At 70.7% G+C, this 21,935-nt stretch carries 19 protein-coding genes; 10 read left to right on the top strand and 9 right to left on the bottom strand.

The window, feature by feature from the left end; translation table 11 throughout:
- Window positions 1–80: 80 nt before the first annotated feature.
- From ACYVLP_RS19220 to cphA, 4 genes are all read left to right on the top strand, one after another.
- Window positions 81–929, top strand: a complete 849-nt coding sequence (locus ACYVLP_RS19220) for an LLM class F420-dependent oxidoreductase (protein WP_460629058.1) — start codon at window positions 81–83, stop codon at window positions 927–929.
- Between the two features lie 72 nt (window positions 930–1,001).
- A complete protein-coding gene (gene serB / locus ACYVLP_RS19215) occupies window positions 1,002–2,240 on the top strand; it encodes a phosphoserine phosphatase SerB (RefSeq protein ID WP_460628931.1) in 1,239 nt (412 codons plus the stop codon).
- A 9-nt stretch (window positions 2,241–2,249) separates the two neighbouring features.
- Window positions 2,250–3,179, top strand: coding sequence for a cyanophycinase (locus ACYVLP_RS19210; protein WP_460628930.1), 930 nt, complete (start codon window positions 2,250–2,252; stop codon window positions 3,177–3,179).
- A 19-nt stretch (window positions 3,180–3,198) separates the two neighbouring features.
- On the top strand, window positions 3,199–6,090 hold the full coding sequence (gene cphA, locus ACYVLP_RS19205; protein ID WP_460628929.1) for a cyanophycin synthetase: 2,892 nt from the start codon (window positions 3,199–3,201) through the stop codon (window positions 6,088–6,090).
- A 172-nt stretch (window positions 6,091–6,262) separates the two neighbouring features.
- Here the strand turns inward: cphA and ACYVLP_RS19200 are convergent, their stop codons facing one another.
- The 3 genes from ACYVLP_RS19200 to fabG all read right to left on the bottom strand — a co-directional run bounded on the left by ACYVLP_RS19200 (window position 6,263) and on the right by fabG (window position 10,169).
- Window positions 6,263–8,542 (bottom strand): tetratricopeptide repeat protein, encoded by a 2,280-nt coding sequence (locus ACYVLP_RS19200; RefSeq protein ID WP_460628928.1) that lies wholly within the window; start codon window positions 8,540–8,542, stop codon window positions 6,263–6,265.
- A gap of 62 nt (window positions 8,543–8,604) precedes the next feature.
- Entirely contained in the window at window positions 8,605–9,366 is a 762-nt protein-coding gene (gene fabI / locus ACYVLP_RS19195) for an enoyl-ACP reductase FabI (RefSeq protein ID WP_460628927.1), read from the bottom strand.
- Window positions 9,367–9,449: 83 nt separating this feature from the next.
- The gene (fabG, locus tag ACYVLP_RS19190) at window positions 9,450–10,169 is read right to left on the bottom strand and encodes a 3-oxoacyl-ACP reductase FabG (protein WP_460628926.1); all 720 of its coding nucleotides are present in this window, start codon (window positions 10,167–10,169) and stop codon (window positions 9,450–9,452) included.
- 133 nt (window positions 10,170–10,302) lie between these two features.
- Here fabG and ACYVLP_RS19185 point away from each other — a divergent pair, with 133 nt between their 5' ends.
- Window positions 10,303–10,596 carry a DUF3099 domain-containing protein gene (locus ACYVLP_RS19185; protein WP_460628925.1) on the top strand — a complete coding sequence of 98 codons (294 nt, stop codon included), beginning with the start codon at window positions 10,303–10,305 and terminating at the stop codon, window positions 10,594–10,596.
- Window positions 10,593–10,823, top strand: coding sequence for a hypothetical protein (locus tag ACYVLP_RS19180; RefSeq protein WP_460628924.1), 231 nt, complete (start codon window positions 10,593–10,595; stop codon window positions 10,821–10,823). Before ACYVLP_RS19185 ends, ACYVLP_RS19180 begins: the two co-directional genes overlap by 4 nt.
- 37 nt (window positions 10,824–10,860) lie before the next feature.
- Here ACYVLP_RS19180 and moaA read toward each other — a convergent pair whose 3' ends face one another.
- Window positions 10,861–11,883, bottom strand: a complete 1,023-nt coding sequence (moaA, locus tag ACYVLP_RS19175) for a GTP 3',8-cyclase MoaA (RefSeq protein ID WP_460628923.1) — start codon at window positions 11,881–11,883, stop codon at window positions 10,861–10,863.
- 33 nt (window positions 11,884–11,916) lie between these two features.
- On the opposite strand from moaA, the gene ACYVLP_RS19170 reads away from it, so the two are divergent.
- Window positions 11,917–12,741 carry an SURF1 family cytochrome oxidase biogenesis protein gene (locus tag ACYVLP_RS19170; protein WP_460628922.1) on the top strand — a complete coding sequence of 275 codons (825 nt, stop codon included), beginning with the start codon at window positions 11,917–11,919 and terminating at the stop codon, window positions 12,739–12,741.
- 45 nt (window positions 12,742–12,786) lie between these two features.
- Here ACYVLP_RS19170 and ACYVLP_RS19165 read toward each other — a convergent pair whose 3' ends face one another.
- From ACYVLP_RS19165 to ACYVLP_RS19145, 5 genes are all read right to left on the bottom strand, one after another.
- Window positions 12,787–14,694 carry an ABC transporter ATP-binding protein gene (locus ACYVLP_RS19165; RefSeq protein WP_460628921.1) on the bottom strand — a complete coding sequence of 636 codons (1,908 nt, stop codon included), beginning with the start codon at window positions 14,692–14,694 and terminating at the stop codon, window positions 12,787–12,789.
- Window positions 14,695–14,794: 100 nt separating this feature from the next.
- Window positions 14,795–15,577, bottom strand: coding sequence for an enoyl-CoA hydratase/isomerase family protein (locus ACYVLP_RS19160; RefSeq protein ID WP_460628920.1), 783 nt, complete (start codon window positions 15,575–15,577; stop codon window positions 14,795–14,797).
- Between the two features lie 25 nt (window positions 15,578–15,602).
- A complete protein-coding gene (locus tag ACYVLP_RS19155; RefSeq protein ID WP_460628919.1) occupies window positions 15,603–15,794 on the bottom strand; it encodes a hypothetical protein in 192 nt (63 codons plus the stop codon).
- A gap of 75 nt (window positions 15,795–15,869) precedes the next feature.
- Window positions 15,870–17,468, bottom strand: a complete 1,599-nt coding sequence (locus tag ACYVLP_RS19150) for an ABC-F family ATP-binding cassette domain-containing protein (protein ID WP_460628918.1) — start codon at window positions 17,466–17,468, stop codon at window positions 15,870–15,872.
- An 84-nt stretch (window positions 17,469–17,552) separates the two neighbouring features.
- Entirely contained in the window at window positions 17,553–19,064 is a 1,512-nt protein-coding gene (locus tag ACYVLP_RS19145) for an MFS transporter (RefSeq protein ID WP_460628917.1), read from the bottom strand.
- 78 nt (window positions 19,065–19,142) lie between these two features.
- On the opposite strand from ACYVLP_RS19145, the gene ACYVLP_RS19140 reads away from it, so the two are divergent.
- The 3 genes from ACYVLP_RS19140 to ACYVLP_RS19130 all read left to right on the top strand — a co-directional run bounded on the left by ACYVLP_RS19140 (window position 19,143) and on the right by ACYVLP_RS19130 (window position 21,885).
- Window positions 19,143–19,658, top strand: coding sequence for a winged helix-turn-helix transcriptional regulator (locus tag ACYVLP_RS19140; protein ID WP_460628916.1), 516 nt, complete (start codon window positions 19,143–19,145; stop codon window positions 19,656–19,658).
- Window positions 19,659–19,743: 85 nt separating this feature from the next.
- Window positions 19,744–20,862, top strand: a complete 1,119-nt coding sequence (locus ACYVLP_RS19135; protein WP_460628915.1) for a lipid II:glycine glycyltransferase FemX — start codon at window positions 19,744–19,746, stop codon at window positions 20,860–20,862.
- Between the two features lie 6 nt (window positions 20,863–20,868).
- Window positions 20,869–21,885: an alanine racemase gene (locus ACYVLP_RS19130; protein WP_460628914.1), complete on the top strand. Its 1,017-nt coding sequence runs from the start codon at window positions 20,869–20,871 to the stop codon at window positions 21,883–21,885.
- Window positions 21,886–21,935 lie beyond the last annotated feature (50 nt).

The following is a 21,935-nucleotide window of genomic DNA, read 5'->3' as shown; positions in this document are numbered from 1 at the left end:
CCCGTGTCGTATACGGTCGTCGAGGCCGGTGAGGCATTCACCGCCATCGGATCTCCCTAGGAGTGCGAGTGACCCCGGAAATGACCCCGGACCAGACCCCTCCCACCAGCGCCGCCGACCCACGTCCGGCGCGTGTCGGGATCCAGATCCCGCCGCAGCACGCCACGTGGGCCGAGATCCGCCGGCTCGTCTCGACGCTCGAGGAGCTGGGGATCGACATCCTCCTCAACTGGGACCACTTCTTCCCGCTGAGCGGGGACGCGGGCGGCCTTCACTTCGAGTGCTGGACGATGCTGGGCGCCTGGGCGGAGGCCACCGAGAGGGTCGAGATCGGCGCGCTGGTGACGTGCAACTCGTACCGCAACCCGAGCCTGCTCGCGGACATGGCCCGCACCGTCGACCACATGAGCGGTGGCCGGCTCATCCTCGGCATCGGGGCGGGGTGGAAGCAGCTCGACTACGACGAGTACGGCTACGACTTCGGCACGCCCGGCAGCCGCCTCGACAACCTCGCCCGTGACCTCCCGGTCATCCGGGACCGCTGGACCCGGCTCAACCCTGCGCCGACTCGGGACATCCCGATCCTCATCGGCGGCGGGGGCGAGAAGAAGACGCTGCGCATCGTCGCCGAGCACGCGACGATCTGGCACGGCTTCGGCGGGCCCGAGGAGATCGCGCACAAGCACCGCGTCCTCGACGAATGGTGCGCCCGCCGTGGACGCGACCCCCTCGAGATCGAGCGCTCCGCCGGCGTGGCCTTCGTCCCCGGGCGCAACCCGGACCAGTCCGGCGACTACGCCGGCAACGCCCAGCAGCTCTACGACGTCGGCACCCGCCTGTTTACCGCCAGCCTCTCGGCCGCGCACCCCGACCTCGGTCGGGTGCGTGACCTCGTCGCGTGGCGCGACGAGGTCAACGCCCACGCCTGACCCGGACCGGGTCAAGGGCCGCATGCCGGAAGGCGCGGCAGGGCGGCATACGCGGTGGTTAGCCTGACGCAAGTGACCGCACCGAACCCTGTCGAGAGCAAGACCCTCAGCATCACCGTGACCGGCGCCGACCGGCCGGGAGTCGCGGGAACCCTGCTCGGAGCCCTGTCGGGAGTGGGTGCTGACGTCCTCGACATCCAGCAGGTCGTTGTCCACGGGCACCTCACACTGGCGCTCCTGCTGCGCACCGGTGAGCACGTCGACGAGCTCCGGGACGCAGCCGCCGTGGCGGCCCACCGGCTCGGCCTTGCCCTCACCGTCGTCGAGGGCACCGGCGACGGTGCGCGCCCGCGCCAGGGACGCGCCGCAGTCGTCGTCCTCGGGGCGCCACTGAAGGCGGACGCGGTCTCGCTCGTCACGAGCCGGATCGCCGACCATGGAGCCAACATCGACCGGATCCGGCGGCTGTCGCGCTACCCCGTCACCACCGTCGAGTTCGACATCTCGGGAGCGGACGTCGGGTCGCTGCGCACCGAGCTCGCCCTGGCCGCCACGTCGGCAGGCATCGACGTCGCCGTTTCCCCAGGCGGGCTCGCGCGCCGAGGGCGGCGGCTCGTCGTGCTCGACGTCGACTCGACCCTGATCCAGCAAGAGGTGATCGAGCTGCTCGCGGCGCACTCCGGCCGCGAGGCCGAGGTAGCCGAGGTGACGGCGCGCGCGATGGCCGGTGAGCTCGACTTCGAGGAGTCGCTGCGGGCCCGGGTCGCCACGCTCGCCGGTCTGCCCGCGTCGGTGATCGAGGACGTCCGGGCGACGGTCGAGCTGACCCCGGGGGCGCGAACCCTGGTCCGCACCCTGAAGCGGCTCGGCTTCACGTTGGGCCTCGTCAGCGGCGGGTTCATCGAGGTCGTCGGCACTCTTGCCGCCGACCTCGGCATCGACCACGTGCGCGCGAACCAGCTCGAGATCGTGGACGACACCTTGACCGGGCGGGTGGTCGGAGACGTCGTCGACCGAGCCGGCAAGGCCGCCGCGCTGCGCGAGTTCGCAACTCAGGAAGGGCTCCCCCTGAGCCGCACCGTTGCGATCGGCGACGGCGCCAACGACCTCGACATGCTCGACATCGCCGGGCTCGGAGTGGCCTTCAACGCCAAGCCCCTCGTGCGCAAGCGGGCCCAGACCTCGGTGAACGTGCCCTATCTCGACTCGGTGCTCTACCTGCTGGGGATCTCGCGCGAGGAGATCGAGGAGGCCGATCTCGACGACGGCACGCCGACGCAGGCTCCGCCGGTGCCGCACGCCGGTCACTAGGCTGGCGCGATGCGAAGCGACCCGCCCTCGGGGCCGCCGGCGTCCCCGTCGGCATCGGCGACCGGTGTCCGGCGCACCCTGCTGGTCATCGGTGGGGCCGAGGACCGCATCGGCCGGTCGGTCGTGCTCAAGCGCTTCGTCAAGCTCGCCGGAGGACGCAGGTCCCACATCGTCGTCGTCCCGACCGCTTCGGCGTTCGCCGACGAGGTGTCCGAGTCCTACCGCGACGTGTTCACCCGACTGCGCGGCGGCGACGTCTCCGTCGTGCACCCCGTCACCCGTCGGGACGCGAACGACCCGTCCATGGTCGCCTCCCTCGATGCGGCCACCGGCATCTTCATCACCGGCGGCAGCCAGGTGAAGCTGGCCCAGAACGTCGTCGGCACGCCGGTCGGCGACGCCATCATCCGCGCCTACGACCGCGGCGCGGTCGTGGCGGGGACGTCGGCCGGCGCGTCGATCATGAGCCGGTTCATGATCTCGCTCGGCGAGGAGGGCCTCACGCCCCGCCAGCGCGCGAGCCAGATCTCCGCGGGCCTCGGGCTCGTCGAGGACGTCATCATCGACCAGCACTTCGAGCAGCGCGGGCGGTACGGGCGCCTCATGTCCATGGTCGCGGCGTCACCGAACCTGCTCGGGATGGGGATCGACGAGAACACCGCCGCCGAGATCCGCAACGGACGGGTGATGTCCGTCATCGGCGCTGGGTCGATCTTTCTCGTCAACGCCCGCAACGCCATCACCGATGCCCCCGACGCTCGCCGAGGAGCCCCGCTGCTGGTTTCGGGAGCAGTCGTGCACTCGCTGCCCACGGGCAGTACGTTCGACCTGGAGCACGTCGAGCTGACCGCTTTCGTCGAGCGTCACCCGGACATCGAGGGCGCGGTCGTCCCGGCCAAGGTCCGGGCGGCGCGCTCGACCAGCAGCGCCGCCCACTGAGCCCCGCAGGAGGAAATGCATGCCCGTCGAGGTACCGACCCCGACCGGACCGGCTCGCCCGGACCTCAAGATCATCGAGACCCGCATCTACCGCGGGCCGAACGTGTGGTCGTACCAGCAGGCGATCCACCTCGTGGTCGACCTGGGCAGCCTCGAGGAGTACCCGACGGTGTCGCTGCCCGGCTTCACGGACCGGCTGCTCGAGCTCGTCCCGGGGCTCGAGCGGCATACCTGCTCGCTGGGCCGCCGTGGCGGCTTCGTCGAACGCCTGCGCGAGGGCACCTGGCTCGGACACGTCGCCGAGCACGTCGCCCTGCAGCTGCAGACCCTCGCCGGTCACGACCAGCGGCGCGGGAAGACCCGCGGAGTCAAGGGCAAGCCGGGCCAGTACAACATCATCTACGGGTACACCGACGAGACCGTCGGCGTCGCCGCCGGCAACCTGTCGGTGCGCCTCATGAACCACCTCGTCGACCCGTCTGACGGGTTCGACTTCGAGACGGAGTTCAACGCGTTCCTGCGCCAGGCCGACCGCGTCGCGTTCGGCCCGTCGACCGCGGCCATCCTCGAGGAGGCCGCATCCCGCGACATCCCGTTCATCCGGCTCAACGCGGCCTCCCTGGTCCAGCTCGGTCAGGGCGTGCACGCCCAGCGGATCCGAGCGACGATGACGTCGAAGACGGGTGCGCTGGCCGTCGACATCGCCAGCGACAAGGACCTCACGACCAAGCTGCTCGGATCTGCGGGCCTGCCCGTGCCCAAGCAGGAGGCCGCGCGCACCCTGCGAGGCACCCTCGACGCAGCGCGCCGGATCGGCTACCCCGTCGTCGTCAAGCCGCTCGACGGCAACCACGGCCGCGGCGTCTGCCTCAACCTCCAGAGCGACGACGAGGTCGAGAAGGCCTACGACATCGCCAAGGCCGAGTCGCGCCGGGGCACCATCATCGTCGAGTCCTTCGTCACCGGCCGCGACTACCGGTGCCTCATCGTGGGTGGCCGCATGCAGGCCATCGCCGAGCGGGTGCCGGCCCACGTGATCGGAGACGGCACTCACACGGTCGCCGAGCTCGTCGAGATCACCAACGCGGACCCCCGACGAGGGGTCGGGCACGAGAAGGTGCTCACCAAGATCAAGGTCGACGCCAACGCCAAGGAGATCCTCGCCGGCCAGGGCCTGACCCTGGAGGCGGTGCCGGGCGAGGGCGACATGGTCAAGCTGGCGCTGACCGGCAACATGTCCACCGGTGGCATCTCCATCGACCGGACCTTCGACGCCCACCCGGACAACGTCGAGATCGCCGAGGAGGCCGCCCGTATCGTCGGGCTCGACGTGGCCGGCATCGACTTCATCTGCCCCGACATCACCTACCCGGTGCGCGAGACCGGTGGCGCGATCTGCGAGGTCAACGCAGCGCCCGGCTTCCGCATGCACACCCACCCGACCGTCGGCGAGCCGCAGTTCATCGCCAAGCCGGTCGTCGACCTGCTCTTCCCACCCGGGTCCACGTCCCGAGTGCCGATCGTGGCCGTGACCGGCACCAACGGCAAGACGACGACGGCGCGGATGATCGCTCATATCTTCAAGGGCATCGGGCGCAAGGTCGGCATGACCTCCACCGACGGTGTCGTCATCGACGAGCGGCTCGTCATCAAGGCCGACGCGTCCGGACCTCGCTCCGCGAGGATGGTCCTGCAGAACCCCCGCGTCGACTTCGCGGTCATGGAGGTCGCCCGCGGCGGCATCCTGCGTGAAGGCCTGGGCTACGACCGCAACGACATCGCCGTGGTCACCAACATCGCCCCGGACCACCTGGGGCTCAAGGGAATCGAGACTCTCAGGCAGCTCGCCGACGTCAAGGCGGTCATCGTGGAGGCGGTTCCGCGTGACGGCTTCGCCGTCCTCAACGCAGACGACCCGCATGTCCGCAACATGCGGCGCCGGTGCTCCGGCGGCATCGTGTGGTTCACGATGTCCGAGCCGGGCACGGAGGTCCGCGAGTTCGTCGACGACTACTGCCGCCGTGGCGGACGCGCCGTCGTGCTGGAGCCCAGCGACCGCGGCGAGATGATGGTCATCAAGCACGGACGCCGCTCGATGCAGCTCGCGTGGACACACCTGCTCCCGTCGACGTTCGGCGGGGCGGCCCGCTTCAACGTCGCCAACGCGCTCGCGGCCGCCGGTGCCGCATTCGCGGCCGGCGCGCCGCTGCACGACATCAGGCAGGGCCTGCGCACCTTCGCCACGACGTACTACCTGTCCCCGGGCCGGCTCAACCTCGTCCACGTCAACAACGCCGAGGTGTTCGTCGACTACTGTCACAACGCGGCGGGCATGAAGGAGCTCGGCACGTTCGTCGACCGGTATGCCGCTCAGAAGAGCGGACAGTCCGACCTGGCCAAGTCCTCGCGCATCGGCATGATCGGCGCCGCGGGCGACCGTCGGGACGACGACATCCGCGAGCTCGGGGCCGTCGCGTCACAGCACTTCGACGTGCTCGTCGTGCGAGAGGACGCCCGGCTGCGGGGACGCCGACCCGGCGAGACCGCGGCGCTCGTCGCCGAGGGCGCGCGGGCGGCGATGCAGGAAGGCGCTCGTTGCCGCCAGGTCGAGATCGTGCTCGACGAGCTCGAGGCCACGCGGCACGTCCTGGCGCGCACCAACCCTGGCGACCTCGTCGTGATGTGTGTCGACAAGCACTCGATGGTGGTGGCGGAGCTCGAGGAGCGGACCAAGCACGCCCAGGCCGGCGCCCGGATCGGAGCGGCGGCCGCCGCCACGAGTGACCCGGACCTCGACCCCAGCACCCTCACCGAGACGGCCGAGGCCGAGGGCGAGGAGGCCGAGGGCGAAGCCCTCGGAGCGGTGCCGGCAGAGCCAGCGCCCGAGCGCGCCGACGACACCGCGATCTGAGCGGATCAGCCTGCGGGTCAGGCGGCATACAGCGTCGTGCTGACGACCACGGATGCCGCCTGATCCGCAGACTGACACTCGGCCCGGATCACGAGGCTGCTCAGCCGGCGGTTCAGTCTGCGGATCAGTCGGTGGTTCGGTCGGTGGTTCGGTCGGTGGATCAGTCGGTGGATCAGTCGGTGGTGGTGGACGGCGCGAGCTCGTCGGCGTAGGCACGCAGCGCCCGGCGGTACGACTGCGTGTCGGCGTCCGTCGTGGCATCGAGCGTGGCCCGGATCAGGTCCGCAACGGCCTGCCGCTCCTGCCCGAGGTCGGCCTGCACCAGCGCGCGGAGCATGAGGGCCGCGGTGTTGTGCGGGCGGGTCTCGAGCACCTCGGCGACGATGGCCTGGGCCTCGGCGACGCGGCCGACCACCCGCAGGCTCGAGGCGAGCTGCAGCTGGCCGCGGTGCCGGTGCGGCTCCTTGAGGCCACCGGCGAGCGCCTCTTCGTACAGCGTGATCGCCCCCTGCTCGTCGCCCATGGAGTCCTTGGCGCCGGCGAGCTCGAAGACGAGCCGGGCGTCGTTGGGGTGCTCGTCGACGAGTGTCTGGGCCGCGGCCAGACGGGCGTCCTCGTCGTCCAGCTGCCACAGCGCCGCGATCTCCGACTCGAGCTCGTGCTCGCCACGCGCGGCGACGACCTTGCGGCGGATCGCCCGGGCGTCATCGACCTTGCCGTCGTGCTCGCGGATCCAACCGTCGACCTCGGCACGCTCGGCGTGGCACATCAGCGCGATGACGTCGCCGTCGAGGGCGTGCGGAACGAGGGCCTCGAACGACGCAAGCTCGGTGCCGTAGCCGGGCACGTCGAGGACCCCGACCTTGGCCAGCCCCTCCCGGAAGAGCCCGAGCAGCGCCTCGGGGTCGCGACCGCGCAGATAGTGCTCGGCGATCTTGAGCACGACCTGCTCCGCGCCGCGGCCGGCGATCTCGCCCATCGACATGATGGCGTCATCAGCGCGGTCGCCGGCGCAGCCGAGGCTGAGCCGGACTGCCCCGCCCGGGGCGGCGAGCCCGCGAGCCACCTCCAGCAGGGACTCGAGCCCCGCCTCGTTGTGGGCCATGTCCATGATCACGGTGGCCTTGCCGCCGCCGTCCAGAGGCAGGGTGTAGGTGTTGAGCCGGCCCCAGTTGTGCTGGGGGTCGGGGGCGAACGTGCGCAGCCCTTCGACCACCGCAGACCGGGCCACCCCCAGGCCGAGCGCGGCGGCCGCGCCGGCGAGGGCGTTGGCGATGTTGTTGCGCGAGAGCCCGCTCATCGTCATCGGCACGTCGACGATCTTGACGAGCCGGTCGGGGTCGCCGTTCGGCGTCAACACCACCATCTCGCCGTCGAGCACGGTGATGCCGCGCCCGCCCATGTTGATCGACTCCCACAGAGCCGGTGAGGCAGGGTCGAGGCTGAACGCCCAGGGCTTGGCCTTGATCCCGTGACGCATCGCCCAGACCCGCGGGTCGTCGCCGTTGAGCACGACCCATCCCTGCGGCTTGGTGACGGTGGTGACGATGGCCTTGACCTCGGCGAGCTGGTCGAGCGTGTCGATCCCCTGCAGGCCGAGGTGGTCTGCGCTGACGTTGGTCACGACGCTCACGTCGTTCTCGGTGACGCCCATGCCCTTGAGCAGCATTCCTCCGCGGGCCGTCTCGAGGATGCCGATGTCGAGCCCCGGAGTCTCGAGCACGCCTCGGGCGCCTGCGGGTCCGGAGAAGTCGCCGTCCTCCTTGGTCTCGCCCATGACGACGATCCCGTCCGTGGAGCTCCACGCTGTCGTGAGACCGGCCGTCATGCACATGTGGGCCATGAGCCGCGTCGTCGTCGTCTTGCCGTTCGTCCCGGTCACCGATGCCACCGGCACGGTCGGGGTGATGACGTTGGGGCCCGGACCGTCGGGCGAGGCCATGATGGCCACCGCGGCCGCCTCGATCACCTCATCCGCACGCTGGGTGCGGGCGAGCAGGCCTGCGAGCACCACACCGATCTGCTCGCCTGCAGCCCGGCCCCGAGTGCGGTGGATCCATGGGAACGCCAGCACGATGTCCTCGACGGTCTGGCCGGCGCGGACCCGGACCCCGAGCCGCCCCGTGCCGATCTCGGTGCCGACCCGTCGCATGACGGTGCGGATGACGCGCATGACGAAGCGCTGGCGCAGCGCCGTGCCCCGGCGCCCGGGACGGACCGAACGCATGCCCAGCCGGTGCCCCAGCGCCTCGGCCTCGGTGCGCTTGAGGTCGAGATAGCCGGGCAGATGCAGGATGACCTTGATGGCCGGGCGGGCGAAGTAGAGGTTGGGCCCGTCGAGCACGCGGACCTCGTCGACGCGGACGGGCTCGCGCCGGGTCACTCGGGTGGGCTCGACGGCCGGTGCGTCGGTGGGGATCACGGTGCTGGACTGGCTACCGGCGTCAGGCATGCGCAGACTCTAGCGACCCGTGGAGGCGCCCGCGCACCTGCGGCTCCGATGACGCGTGACGTTCACTGTCCCATCGCGTGGACGCCACCGTCGACGTGCACGATCTCGCCCGTCGTGGCCGGGAACCAGTCGGAAAGGAGTGCGGCGCAGGCCTTGGCCGCCGGTTCTGGGTCGTTGATGTCCCAGCCGAGCGGAGCCCGGTCGCCCCAGCTGTTCTCGAACTGCTCGAAGCCCGGGATCGACTTGGCGGCCGTGGTGCGAATCGGGCCGGCGGCCACGAGGTTGCACCGCACTCCCTTCGGCCCGAGGTCGCGCGCGAGGTAGCGGCTCGTCGACTCGAAGGCGGCCTTGGCGACCCCCATCCAGTCGTAGACCGGCCACGCGAACTTCGCGTCGAAGGTGAGGCCGACGATGCTGCCGCCGTCCGCCATGAGCGGGAGCGAAGCCGTGGCAAGGCTCTTCAGGCTGTATGCCGAGATGTGCAGCGCCGTCGACACGTCGTCCCAGGTGCCCTCCATGAAGTTGAAGGCGCCCTGGGGCGCGAACCCGATCGAGTGCAGCACGCCGTCGAGGCCGTCCACATGCTCGCGCAGCCGCTCGCTCAGGGTGTCGAGGTGCTCCGTGTTGGCGACGTCGAGCTCGATGAGCTGCGGCGCCTCGGGCAGCCGTCGGGAGATCGTCTGGGTGATCTTCATCGTGCGCCCGAACGAGGTCAGCACCACCGTCGCCCCCTCCTGCTGGGCGATCTTCGCGACGTGGAACGCGATGGAGCTGTCCATGAGGACGCCGGTGATGAGGAGCTTCTTGCCTTCGAGGATTCCCATGCCTGCGACTTTCTCGTGTGGTCCGGAACGTGCTGCGAGCCTGATGCGGTGACAGCTGCGCGAGTCGCGCGTGAGGTGTGGTTTCAGTGGCCCATGCCAAGCCCGCCGTCGACGGGGATCACGGCCCCCGAGATGTATGCCGCGTCGTCGCTGGCGACGAAGCGCACCACCGACGCGACCTCCTCGGGCGTCGCGAACCGGCCCGCCGGGATGCCGGCCAGGTACGCCTTCTTCTGGTCGTCGGGAAGCACGGCCGTCATCTCGGTCTCGATGAAGCCGGGGGCCACCACGTTGGCCGTGATGCCGCGGCCGCCGAGCTCGCGGGTGATCGACCGAGCGAGCCCGACCAGCCCGGACTTGCTGGCGGCGTAGTTGGTCTGTCCGGGCGAGCCGTAGAGTCCGACGACGCTGGAGATCAGCACGATGCGTCCGCGCCGCTTGCGGATCATGCCGGTGGCTGCGCGGCGAGCACACCTGAAGGCGCCGGCGAGGTTCGTGTCGATCACCGAGTCGAACTCGTCGTCGCTCATCCGCATGAGCAGCGTGTCCCTGGTGATGCCGGCGTTGGCGACGAGGACCTCGACGGGCCCGCCGAAGATCTGCTCCGCCTCGGTGAAGGCTGCGTCGACCGACGCCGTGTCGGTGACCTCGCAGCGGACGCCGCGCAGGCCCTCTGGGGGCTCACCGGACCGGTGCGTGATGACGACGTTGTCGCCCGCCTCGGCGAACGCCTTGGCGATGGCGAGGCCGATGCCTCGGTTGCCACCCGTGACCAGCACGTTTCGCGGCTCGCTCGGTGCCACTTGGCTTCCTCCCTCCGTCCGGCGTGCGCCGGTGCTCGTCTGCTGTGTCGCTTGCCTGACCCGAAACCTAACGGACTACCGAAGGGTAGACAGCACGGTGTCACCCTCTCGGCGGGCGGCCTAAGGTGGAGGCGTGGCAAGACCGAAGAACGAGCCCGTGGTGCACACCGTCACCTCGGCGCCGACGGCGTCGACCGACGACCAGGACAAGCGGGTCAAGCGGTACCTCACGATGATGGGGATCCGGGTGGCGTGCTTCGGTCTCGTCTTCGTCACCTCGGGGTGGTTGCGGTGGGCCGCGATCATCGGCGCGGTCGCGATCCCCTACTTCGCGGTCGTCATCGCGAACGCCGTCAGGCCCGGTGAGGAAGGGCGTTTCGAGCACGTCACACCTGCCCCGGACGACACCAACCGCCTCGAGCCGTGAGCGAGGCCGAGACTGTCGCGTCGGACCACGTCTGCAGCGCGAAAGGGTGCCGTGCGGCCGCCAGACATGCCGTCGTGTGGCGCAACCCGAAGCTCCACGCGGCCGACCGTCGCAAGGTGTGGCTCGCGTGCGACGACCACCGTCAGTCTCTGGCGGACTTCGTCGCGATACGCGGGTTCCTCATCGAGGTCATCCCGGTCGAGCAGCTGACGGCGGCGGACGGCTGACGGCCGTCGGCGCCTGCTCGTGAACCTCAGGCTGTGATCAGCCGCCGATCGCCGACATCGGCCGCTCCGGCTGCACGAACCCCGCGTCGCCGATGCCGTGGCCACGCCTCTTGCGCCACATCTCGCCGCGGATGAGGTCGAGCAGCTCGTCGTCGGTGGCGCCGTCGCGCATCGGGGTGCGCAGGTCGGTCTCGGTGTTCGAGAACAGGCAGTTGCGCACCTGTCCGTCGGCTGTGAGCCGGGTGCGGTCGCAGGCGGCACAGAACGCCGCGGTCACGCTGGCGATGATGCCGACGGTGCGTGGGCCGCCGTCGATGAGGAACCGCTCTGCCGGCGCGCTCCCCCGCTCGCTCTGCGGCAGGGGTGTGAGCTCCCAGCGCTCGGAGAGCCGGGCTCGGATCTCGTCGGCCGTGACCATGTCGCCGCGGTCCCATGCATGCTGGGCGTCCAGGGGCATCTGCTCGATGAACCGCAGCTCGTAGCCGCGCTCGAGGCACCACGCGAGGACGTCGGCCACGGCCTCGTCGTTGATGCCGCGCATGGCCACCGCGTTGACCTTGACCGGGGTGAGCCCGGCATCCGCGGCCGCCTTGAGGCCGGCCTCGACGTCGTTGATGCGGTCGCGGCGGGTCAGCTGGGTGAAGGTCTCGGCATCGATGGTGTCGAGGCTGACGTTGACGCGGTCGAGCCCCGCGGCGGCCAGCCCGTGCGCCACCCGCTCGAGCCCGACGCCGTTGGTCGTCATCGCGATGCGGGGCCGCGGCTCGAGAGCGGCGATCCCGCTGACGAGCTCGACGAGCGACCGGCGCAGCAGCGGCTCGCCACCCGTGAGGCGCACCTGGGTCACACCGTCGCGCACGAACAGCCCGATGACGCGAAGCATCTCCTCGTCGGTGAGCATCTCTGCCTTGGGCATCCAGGGCAGGCCCTCGGCCGGCATGCAGTACGTGCAGCGGAGGTTGCATCGGTCGGTCACCGACACGCGCAGGTCGCGGGCCACCCGGCCGAACTGGTCGACCAAGCCGGCCGGCCGAACCGTCGGATCGGGAAGGCGGGTCATGAGCACCACTCTAAGCCGGGGTACCGTCGATCCGTGCTTCGACTCTGGCTGACTCGGCGATGGCTCGTGGGGACCCTCCTCGCGATCGCCTTCGCGGTGGCCTGCTTCTACCTCGGCCTGTGGCAGTGGCACCGGTACCTCGAGCAGCGCACGAAGGTCGACGCGATCGCGGCCAACTACCAGTCACGGCCCGTGCCGCTGTCCCAGGTGCCGCTGGCGGGCGGCCTCACGCCCGAGAAGCAGTGGACGCGAGTGACCTTCACCGGCACGTATGCCGCTGGCTCGGACCTGCTCGTCCGCAACCGGACGCTCGACAGCACGGTCGGCTTCGAGGTCCTCACCCCGGTGACGACCGGCGAGGGCCTCACGCTGCTGGTCGACCGTGGCTGGGTGCCCAACGGCGACAACGCCGAGGCGACCCCGGGAACGGACTCGCCTCCGGTGGGGCCGGTCGAGGTGACCGGATGGCTGCGGACCGGGGAGCCGAGCCTCGGTCGCGAGCTGCCCCGGCCACAGCTGGCCAGCATCAGCATCGACGACGCGCGAGCCCAGCTCGGCTCGCTCTCGAACGTCGACGCATATGTCGTGCTCGGCTCGCAACAGCCCGCAGCGTTCCGGGGCGACCACCCGGTCGTCGTGCTCCCGAAGCCCGAGGAGGACCTCGGCCCGCACCAGGCCTACGCGTTCCAGTGGTGGCTGTTCATGCCCGGTGGGCTGATCTTCGTGTTCTGGGCGATCCGTCACGAGCTCGCGACCCGCGAGGCCGAGCTGGAGGGCCCGGGCTCGCAGGCGGCTCCTTCACCAACGAAGCCGACCAAGCCGAAGAAGGTGCGGATCTGGGACGAGGAGGACGCCTGAGCAGCGCCGGGTGAGCCCGACGTGCACACGGTGACTCCGGCGCCCTCAGGCCACGGTCGAAGCGGCCTCGCCGATGTCGAACTGGGTCGCGTGCAGGTCGGCATAGAGCCCGCCCGCCGCCAGCAGCTCCGCGTGCCGGCCCGTCTGGACGACGCGGCCGTGGTCGAGCACGACGATGAGGTCGGCCTGGCGGATCGTCGACAGCCGGTGCGCGATGACGATCGAGGTGCGGCCCTCGAGGGCGGCGTCGAGGGCTCGCTGCACGGCGACCTCGGACTCGGAGTCCAGGTGCGCGGTGGCCTCGTCCAGAACGACGACGTCGGGGGCCTTGAGCAGCAGCCGGGCGATCGCGAGCCGCTGCTTCTCGCCGCCGGACAGACGATGGCCGCGGTCGCCGACGACCGTGTCCAGGCCCTCTGGGAGCTCGTCGATGAGGTCGCCGATCTGCGCGGCCCGAAGGACCGCATCCAGCTCCTCGTCGGTCGCGTCGTGCCGTGCGTAGAGGAGGTTCGCCCGGATCGTGTCGTGGAACAGGTGCGCCTCCTGTGTCACCACGCCGACCCGGTCGCGCAGGGATGACATGGTCGCGTCCCGCAGGTCGACTCCTCCGACCTTCACGGTGCCGGACGTCGGGTCGTACAGGCGGGCCACCAGTGAGGTCAGCGTCGTCTTGCCGCCGCCGGACGGTCCGACGAGTGCGACGAGCGACCCTGCCCGGGCGGTGAGCGAGACGTGGTGCAGGACCTCCCCGCTCCCCCGACGGTCACCCGAGGCGACCGACTCGAGCGAGGCCAGTGACACCTCGTCGGCCGACGGGTAGCCGAAAGACACCTGGTCGATCTCGACGTCCAGCGGACCCGCGGGTAGGTCGACCGCTCCCGGCTTCTCCTTGACGAGCGGCTGGAGATCGAGGATCTCGAAGACACGCTCGAACGAGATGAGGGCCGTCATGACATCGACGCGGACGTTGGACAGCGAGGTGAGCGGCCCGTAGAGGCGCGCCAGCAGGGCCGCAAGGGCGAGCAGCGTGCCCACGGACAGTGTGCCGTTGACGGCCATGACGCCGCCGAAGCCGTAGACCATCGCCGTTGCCAGAGCGGCCACCAGGCCGAGGGCGACCATGAAGACCGCCCGGTTGATGGAGATCTCGACGCCGATGTCTCGGACCTTTCCGGCCCGCTCGGCGTACTCCGCTTCCTCGCGGGCCGGGGTGCCGAAGAGCTTGACGAGCAGCGCGCCGGCGACGTTGAAACGCTCGGCCATGCGCGATCCCATGTCGGCGTTGAGCTGCATCTGCCGGTGCGCGAGCGTGGCCAGCCGACGGCCCATGAACCTGGCGGGGAAGAGGAACAGCGGCACGAGCAGCAGGGACCCGACGGTGAGCTGCCACGACAGCGCGAGCATCGCGCCGACGACGAGGACCACGGTGACGATGTTGGACACGACGTTGGACAGGACCGAGGTGAACGCCTGCTGGGCGCCGATCACGTCGCTGTTGAGCCGGGTGACCAGGGAGCCGGTCTGGGCGCGGGTGAAGAAGGCGATCGGCTGACGCAGCACATGTGCGAAGACTTCCGTACGGAGATCGTTGATGAGGCCCTCACCGATCCGCGAGGAGTACCACCGCGAGACGATCGTCAGCACCGCGTCGAGGATCGCGATGGCCGCCACGAGCGCCGCCAGGCGGACGACCACCCCGGAGTCCTTCGGGATGACACCGTCGTCGACGAGCCGCTTGAGCAGCAGCGGGACGGCCACGACCAGGGCCGAGTCCATGACCACGACCACCAGGAAGCCGATGATCGACCCGCGGTACGGAGCGGCATACGACAGGACCCGTCGCCGGGTGCCCGGCGCCAGTGTCTTCTCGGCGACCGACGAGTCTCGCGACATCGACCGCATCGCCATCCACGGCTGCATGCCCAAAGCCAGGGCCTCCTTCCTCTCCTCCATCAAACTCCCCGGCACCGACAGCGATTCCCGCTCGGCGCGCCAGGGGCGACCTGAGCCCGACCAGCTGAGCAGCTCAGCAGCTCGGATGGGGCAGGTCAGGTCAGGCGGTCGGCTCGGACAGCAGCGACAGGAGCAGGCCGGTCTGCGCCTCACGCTCGGTCGCCAGCTGCTGCCCGCGGCCGGAGGTCACCGCTGACCGAAGGAGCGGCTTGAGCGCGCGCAGCGCGTGAGCCGGCGCGGCAAGGAGAGCCTCGACGAGCGCCCCGGTGGCGGCGTCGAGGCCCTCGCGGCCCTCCGCTGGTGCGACGAGGTTGACCAGACCCATCGCGAGGGCCTCGTCGGCGGTGACGAAGCGCCCAGTGGCACAGATCTCGAGCGCGCGGGCGTACCCGACGAGGTCGACCAGAGGCTTGGTGCCGCCCAGGTCAGGGACCAGACCGAGGCTCGTCTCGCGCATCGCGAACCGAGCATCCGCTGTGGCCACCCGCAGGTCCGCCGCCAGCGCGAGCTGGAAGCCCGCGCCGATGGCATACCCCTGGACGGCGGCGACCACGACGGCGGGGCACTCGCCCCAGGCGGTGAAGCCGTCCTGGTATGCCGCGATGCCCCGCTGGATGCTGCTCGGACCGCCCTGGGCCAGCTCAGCCAGGCTCTGCTCGCCCGGCACTCCCGCCGGGGTGAACATGGCGGTGTCGATCCCCGCGGAGAAGGCCGGGCCCGCGCCGGTCAGCACGACAACGCGCACCTCGTCGGGCACCGCCCGAGCCTCCTGCGCCAAGGCGGTCCAGAGCGAGGGCGTCTGCGCGTTGCGGCGCGCAGCGTTGTCCAAGGTGATGGTGCGGACCGGGCCGTCGGTCTCCACCCGAAGGTGCGGATGCGTCATGCCTCGCAGGCTACCGAGGCCCGCCTCAGGCGGCCGCGGCGGTGCGGCGCGGTGCGATGACCCGCAGGACTCCCCAGCCGGTCACCGAGGCGGGCTGCACGGTCTCCACCCGGATGACGCGCGTGCAGCCCAGGCACGACCACGCAGAGGTCGGGTCCGGGAACGGCGTCAGGTCGTCACCCGCGCAGTACGGGCAGGTGAGGTGGTCGATCGGCATGGTGACCAGAGTGCCGACCGCGCCGACCAAATACAATAACCGTCCATCATGTGATCCATCACAAGTGCTTATGAATCAGGCGAGCGCGATGAGATCCTTGTAGTCAGGCCCCCAGAGGTCCTCCACGCCATCGGGCAGGAGCAGGATCCGCTCCGGCTCCAGAGCGTCGACCGCGCCCTCGTCGTGCGTCACCAGGACCACTGCGCCTTCGTAGGTCGAGAGCGCGCCGAGGATCTCGGCCCGCGAGGCCGGATCGAGGTTGTTCGTCGGCTCGTCGAGCAGCAGCACATTGGCCGAGCTGACCACGAGCATGGCCAGCGACAGGCGGGTCTTCTCACCCCCCGACAGCACGGCCGCGGGCTTCTCGACGTCGTCTCCCGAGAAGAGGAACGAACCGAGCACCTTGCGGACGTCGGTCTCACCGAGGTCGGGCGCCGCCGACTTCATGTTCGCGAGCACGCTGCGGTCGACGTCGAGGTTCTCGTGCTCCTGCGCGTAGTAGCCGAGCTTGAGGCCGTGGCCCGGCTCGACCTCGCCGGTGTCCGGCGCGTCGACCCCGGCCAGCATTCGCAGCAGCGTGGTCTTGCCCGCGCCGTTCAGCCCGAGCACGACGACCTTGCTGCCCCGGTCGATCGCGAGGTCGACGTCGGTGAACACCTCGAGCGAGCCGTACGACCGCGAGAGGCCCGAGGCACGCAGCGGGGTCTTTCCGCACGGCGCCGGCTTGGGAAACCGCAGCCGGGCGACCCGGTCCTGGACTCGCTCGCCCTCCACCTCGGCCATCAAGCGCTCGGCGCGGCGGGCCATGTTCTGCGCGGCGGTCGCCTTGGTCGCCTTCGCGCGCATCTTGTCGGCCTGCGCAAGCAGCGCGCTCGCCTTCTTCTGAGCGTTGGCGAACTCGCGCTTGCGGCGCCGCTCGTCGGTCTCGCGCTGCTGGATGTATGTCTTCCAGCCCATGTTGTAGACATCGAGCGCGGAGCGGTTGGCGTCGAGGTGGTAGACCTTGTTGACCACCTCGTCGAGCAGCGCGACGTCGTGGCTGATGACGATGAGACCGCCCTTGTAGGCGCGCAGGTAGTCGCGCAGCCACCCGATCGAGTCGGCGTCGAGGTGGTTCGTCGGCTCGTCCAGCAGCAGGGTCTCGTTGCCGGAGAAGAGGATCCGCGAGAGCTCGACGCGGCGTCGCTGACCACCCGACAGCGTTCGTAGCGGCTGGTTGAGGACGCGCTCCTCGAGTCCGAGGGCACTGGCGATCGCTGCCGCCTCCGACTCGGCGGCATACCCGCCCTGGGTCTCGAACTCGACCTCGAGGCGGGTGTACTTGCGCATGGCCTTCTCGCGGACCTTGTCGTCCTCGCTCGCCATCCGGGCTTCGGCCTCGGCGCGCTGGCGGACGATCACGTCGAGACCCCGCGCCGACAGGATGCGGTCGCGGGCCAGCACCTCGAGGTCACCGGTGCGCGGGTCCTGGGGCAGGTAGCCCACCGCCCCGGTGCGGGTGACCGTGCCGGCTGCCGCCTGCCCTTCCCCCGCGAGCACTTTCGTCAGGGTCGTCTTGCCGGCGCCGTTACGGCCGACCAGCCCGATCCGGTCGCCGGAGTCGATGCGGAAGCTCGCATCCTCGAGGAGCAGGCGAGCCCCAGCGCGCAGCTCGATCCCGGTGGCGACGATCACGGCATACCTCTCTCATGTGCCGGACTCCGTCCCGGCCGGACAACCCCTCTATTCTGCCAGCGCTGACCAGGTGGTCTCGACGCGTTATCCCGCGGCCGGGACGACCCCCTGCTTCGGCTCGCGCGCAGCGAGCACGATGCCGGCGCCCGCGAGCGAGATGGCGGCGGTCGCGATCGCCGCGACGTTCCACCCGGCGATGAGCCCGGCTGCCGGCGGCATCGACGCGTGGGCGGCCACGACCACCGACACGACCGTCACGCCGACTGCGGAGCCGACGTAGCGGGCGGTGTTGTTGGCGCCGCTGCCCATGCCCCCGCGCTCGGCCGGCACGCTGGCGACGGCTTCGCGGCCCAGGGCGGCATTGAGCAGCCCGCTGGCGACCCCGGCCACGACCAGGCCCGGCAGCAGTCGCGGCCAGGTGGTGCCAGAAGTGAGCCCGAAGAGCAGGAGCTGCCCGACGGCGACGCCGACGAGCCCCACGGCAAGCCGCGCCCGTCCCGTCACGTTCGCCGGGAGCCGTCGGGCCAGCAGCGCCATCACGACGCTGGACCCTGACCAGGTGAGGAAGAGCAGGGCCGCCTCGGTGGCCGGCAGTCGGAAGGCCAGACCCAGGAAGGCCGGCATGAAGGACAGCAGGCCGATGATGCCGGCACCGGTCGCGAACGCGCCGGCCGTGGCAGCGACGAACCGCGGGCTGCGGAACAGCGACAGGTCGATCATGGCCGACCCGCTCGTCCGCTCGACGAGCAGGAACCCGAGACCTGCGGCCACCGCCACGGCGAGCAGGACCACGACCGTCGGGCTCGCCCAGCCCTGCCGACCCTCGACGAGGGCAGCCAGGAAGGTGGTCATCGACGCGGCAAGCAGAAGGGCACCCGGGACGTCGAGCCCGCGCGGCGTCGCCGACCGGACCTCGACGAGGCGCAGTCGACCCCAGGCCGCGAGCCCCACACTGGCGACGGCGACGACCCAGAATGCGTCGCGCCACGTCGCCCACTGCTCGAGGTACGACGAGAGCAGCGGCCCCAAAGCGATGCCGGCGCCAACGCTGGCTCCCCACACGCCGCTCGCGGCCGCGCGTTCGTGGCCGGCACGGAACCAGTGGGCGACCAGCCCGAGGCTGGCGGCGACCACAGCAGCGGCACCGATGCCCTGCGCCACGCGGGCGAGCACGAGGACCATGGTCGTCGGTGCCAGAGCGCCGGCCACCGATGCGGCCGCGAGGAGCACGAGCCCTCCGGTCAGGACCCGACGGCGACCGCGGTCGTCGGCGAGAGTGCCCGCAGTGAGCAGGGCTGCCCCGAGCCCGATCCCCATCGAGCTGAGGATCCACGTGCGTCCGGAGATGTCCGCGCCGAGGTCGAGGCTGACCGCGTTGAGGGTCGCGATGGGAGACGTGAACGCAACCAGCGCGAGCATCGTGCCGAGAGCGGCCAGGACGAGTGCCCGACGCGGCTCTCCCGGCGTCACGGGCCTTGGTTCCGACCCGGGTGCGGTCCCCGACTCGGGCTCACCGGGCATGGTCTCCTCCGCAGCATCGAGCCCTGCGGCGGGCCGCTCCGCGCTGCGGGTGGTGGTCCGGGGTGGCGTGTTCACGGTGCACTCCTCAGGTATGCCGTCCCGCCTGCGCGGCGGATTAGTCTGGTCAACAGACCATAGCCTAGGATGTATTCCATGGCTCTCGGCACTGACTACCTCGGCCAGGACTGCTCCCTGGCCCGCGCCCTCGAGATCGTCGGCGAGCGGTGGACGCTGCTCATCGTCAGGGACGCCATGTTCGGGATCCGTCGCTTCACCGACTTTGCCCGCCGCCTCGACATCTCCAAAGCCGTTCTCACCCAACGCCTTTCAGCACTCGTCGAGGCCGGCGTGATGGAGCGCGTCGCGCATGGCGGACGGGACGAGTACGTCCTGACCGACGCTGGTCGGGGACTGTGGCCGGCGATGTATGCCCTCGTCCAGTGGGGGGATGCTCAGACCTCCACCCACGGGCCACGCCGCCTCTTCCGCCACGCGCCGTGCGGCACTGACCTCGACGTCGCCGGCCGCTGCCCGACCTGCGACATCCTGCCGCCGCCTGGCGACCTCGAGACCCTCCCCGGTCCAGGAGCGTCGATGGCTCCGCCACGCTCGGAGATCTCGGCCGCCCTCCGGAAGCCGCACCGGCTGCTCGCCCCGATCCGCGTCTGAGGCAGGACGCCAGACCCGTGCCAACGGACGACCCCCGGCGCCTCGTTTCGGGCCCGACCACGCCCCTCGGGTAGCGTGAGCGACCGTGAACGCGCCCATCACCGTTCGTGACATCTCCGCCGAGGAGCATCTCCTGTGGCTGCAGAAGCAGCCGTCGGCGAGCTTCCTGCAGACCCCGGCATGGGGTGAGGTGAAGCAGGACTGGCGGCACGGCTCGGTGGGCTGGTTCGAGGACGGCACCATGGTCGGGGCCGCACTCGTGCTCTACCGCTCGCTGCCGCGCGTCGGGCGCTTCCTGGCCTACGTCCCCGAGGGACCGTCCATCGACTGGTCCTCACCGCGCCTGGTCGAGCTGCTCCGAGCGCTGCGTGACCATCTCAAGCGGAAGAGGGCGTTCGCGCTCCGGATCGGGCCGCCGGTGGCCACCCACCGCTGGCACACCGCGACGATCAAGGAGGCGATCGCCGACACCGCTGTCCGTCGCTACGACGAGGCCGCGCCGGACGTCACCGAGCCGGTCGGCACGGCGGTCGTCGACACGCTTCGGCGGCTTGGCTTCCGGCACCTGTCGGCCGACGACGGCTTTGCCGCCGGGCAGCCGGAGTACGTCTTCCAGGTGCCCCTGGCCGGGCGCACCGAGGCAGACCTGCTCGCCGGAATGAACCAGCTCTGGCGCCGGAACATCAAGAAGACCGAGAAGAACGGCGTGCACGTGCGCGTCGGTGACGCGTCGGACCTCCCGGCCTTCCACCGCTGCTACGCCGAGACCGCCGAGCGTGACCGGTTCACCCCGCGCGGGCTCGCGTACTTCGAGCACATGTATGCCGTCATGTCGGCCGAGGACCCCGAGCGGATCCGCGTCTACCTCGCCGAGCACGACGGCGACGTGCTCGCAGCGACGATCTGGATCAGGGTCGGCGAGCACGCGTGGTACTCCTACGGTGCGTCCACCGCCGCCAAGCGCGAGCTGCAGGGCTCGACGGCGATCCAGTGGCGCATGCTCCGTGACTCGCTCGCGGCCGGAGCGACGGTCTACGACCTGCGCGGCATCACGAACACCGTCGCCGAGGACAACCCGCACATCGGGCTGATCCGGTTCAAGGTCGGCACGGGCGGCGAGGCCGTGCGGCTCGCGGGTGAGTGGGACCTGCCCCTGAACCCTTTGCTGTACAAGGCATTCGACCTCTACATGAAGCGGCGGTGATCAGACGTGTCATTCGTGCTGCACGTCGACGGCGAGCGCTGGCGCGCGGCCCACGACCGGTTCGTCGCAGACCGCCCAGGGCTCGTGCCGGTCGTCAAGGGCAACGGCTACGGCTTCGGCCGTGACCTGCTCTGCGCCGAGTCCGGCCGCCTCGGCGTGGAACTCATCGCGATCGGGACCTACGCGGAGCTGCCGGAGGCGCTCGCGACGTTCGGCCGCGACGTCCTCGTCATGGAGCCGTACCGCCGCGCGATCCACGCCGACCTTGCTGACCTCGCCAACAGGCGCGTGGTCCACACCGTGACGACGCGCGACGACGTCACGGACCTGCGCACGGCGAACCCCGACGCCCGGGTCATGGTCGAAGGGCTCACCTCGATGAACCGCTTCGGTGCCCCCGCCCCCGACGTCGCAGGTCTGGCAGCGGACGCGGACGCCGTCGGCGTGACGCTGCACCTCCCCCTCGGCTCAGGGCACGTCGAGGAGATCAGCCGGTTCGTTGCCGCAGTGCCGAACGTCCGCGACTGGTACGTCTCTCACGTCACACGCGACGAGCTGGCGACCCTGGCGAACCGCTTCCCGGACAACGAGTTCCGCCCCCGCGTGGGCACCGACCTCTGGTACGCCGACCCGGCCTCCTACGAGGTCCGCGCCCACGTCCTGGACGTCCGTCCGGTCGACCGCGGCGCCCACGCCGGGTACCGCCAGCGGCCGGTCCCTGCCGGACATCTTGTCGTCGTCAGCGGTGGGACCTCGCACGGGGTCGCGATGGAGAGCCCGTCCTCGGCGGCGACCGTCCGCAGCCGCGCCATCGCGGTCGCGGAAGGGGCGCTCGAGGCGGTCCACCGGGTGCGGTCGCCGTTCACAATCGCCGGGACGATGCCACGCTTCGTCGAGCCGCCCCACATGCAGTGCAGCCTGCTGGCCCTTCCGGCCGGCCTCGCTCCCCCGCGGGTCGGCGACGAGGTCACTGTGCGGATGCGGCTGACCACGACGACGCCGGACGCCGTCGTCGTCCACTGACGCTGCCGCCCGCCTGAGGCCGCGGGCTAGGGTGAAGCCAACGGATCAGT

This window comes from Intrasporangium mesophilum (assembly GCF_054783095.1).
This window is presented reverse-complemented; position numbering and strand designations above follow the sequence as displayed.

Bases quoted from the DNA above. Each gene is read 5' to 3' on its own strand.
- moaA (WP_460628923.1), bottom strand. From the start codon at position 11,883: ATGACCCGCCTTCCCGATCCGACGGTTCGGCCGGCCGGCTTGGTCGAC.
- ACYVLP_RS19210 (WP_460628930.1), top strand. From the start codon at position 2,250: ATGCGAAGCGACCCGCCCTCGGGGCCGCCGGCGTCCCCGTCGGCATCG.
- ACYVLP_RS19160 (WP_460628920.1), bottom strand. From the start codon at position 15,577: ATGACGCATCCGCACCTTCGGGTGGAGACCGACGGCCCGGTCCGCACC.
- ACYVLP_RS19155 (WP_460628919.1), bottom strand. From the start codon at position 15,794: ATGCCGATCGACCACCTCACCTGCCCGTACTGCGCGGGTGACGACCTG.
- ACYVLP_RS19220 (WP_460629058.1), top strand. From the start codon at position 81: ATGACCCCGGACCAGACCCCTCCCACCAGCGCCGCCGACCCACGTCCG.
- ACYVLP_RS19165 (WP_460628921.1), bottom strand. From the start codon at position 14,694: ATGGAGGAGAGGAAGGAGGCCCTGGCTTTGGGCATGCAGCCGTGGATG.
- ACYVLP_RS19140 (WP_460628916.1), top strand. From the start codon at position 19,143: ATGGCTCTCGGCACTGACTACCTCGGCCAGGACTGCTCCCTGGCCCGC.
- fabI (WP_460628927.1), bottom strand. From the start codon at position 9,366: ATGGGAATCCTCGAAGGCAAGAAGCTCCTCATCACCGGCGTCCTCATG.
- cphA (WP_460628929.1), top strand. From the start codon at position 3,199: ATGCCCGTCGAGGTACCGACCCCGACCGGACCGGCTCGCCCGGACCTC.
- ACYVLP_RS19200 (WP_460628928.1), bottom strand. From the start codon at position 8,542: ATGCCTGACGCCGGTAGCCAGTCCAGCACCGTGATCCCCACCGACGCA.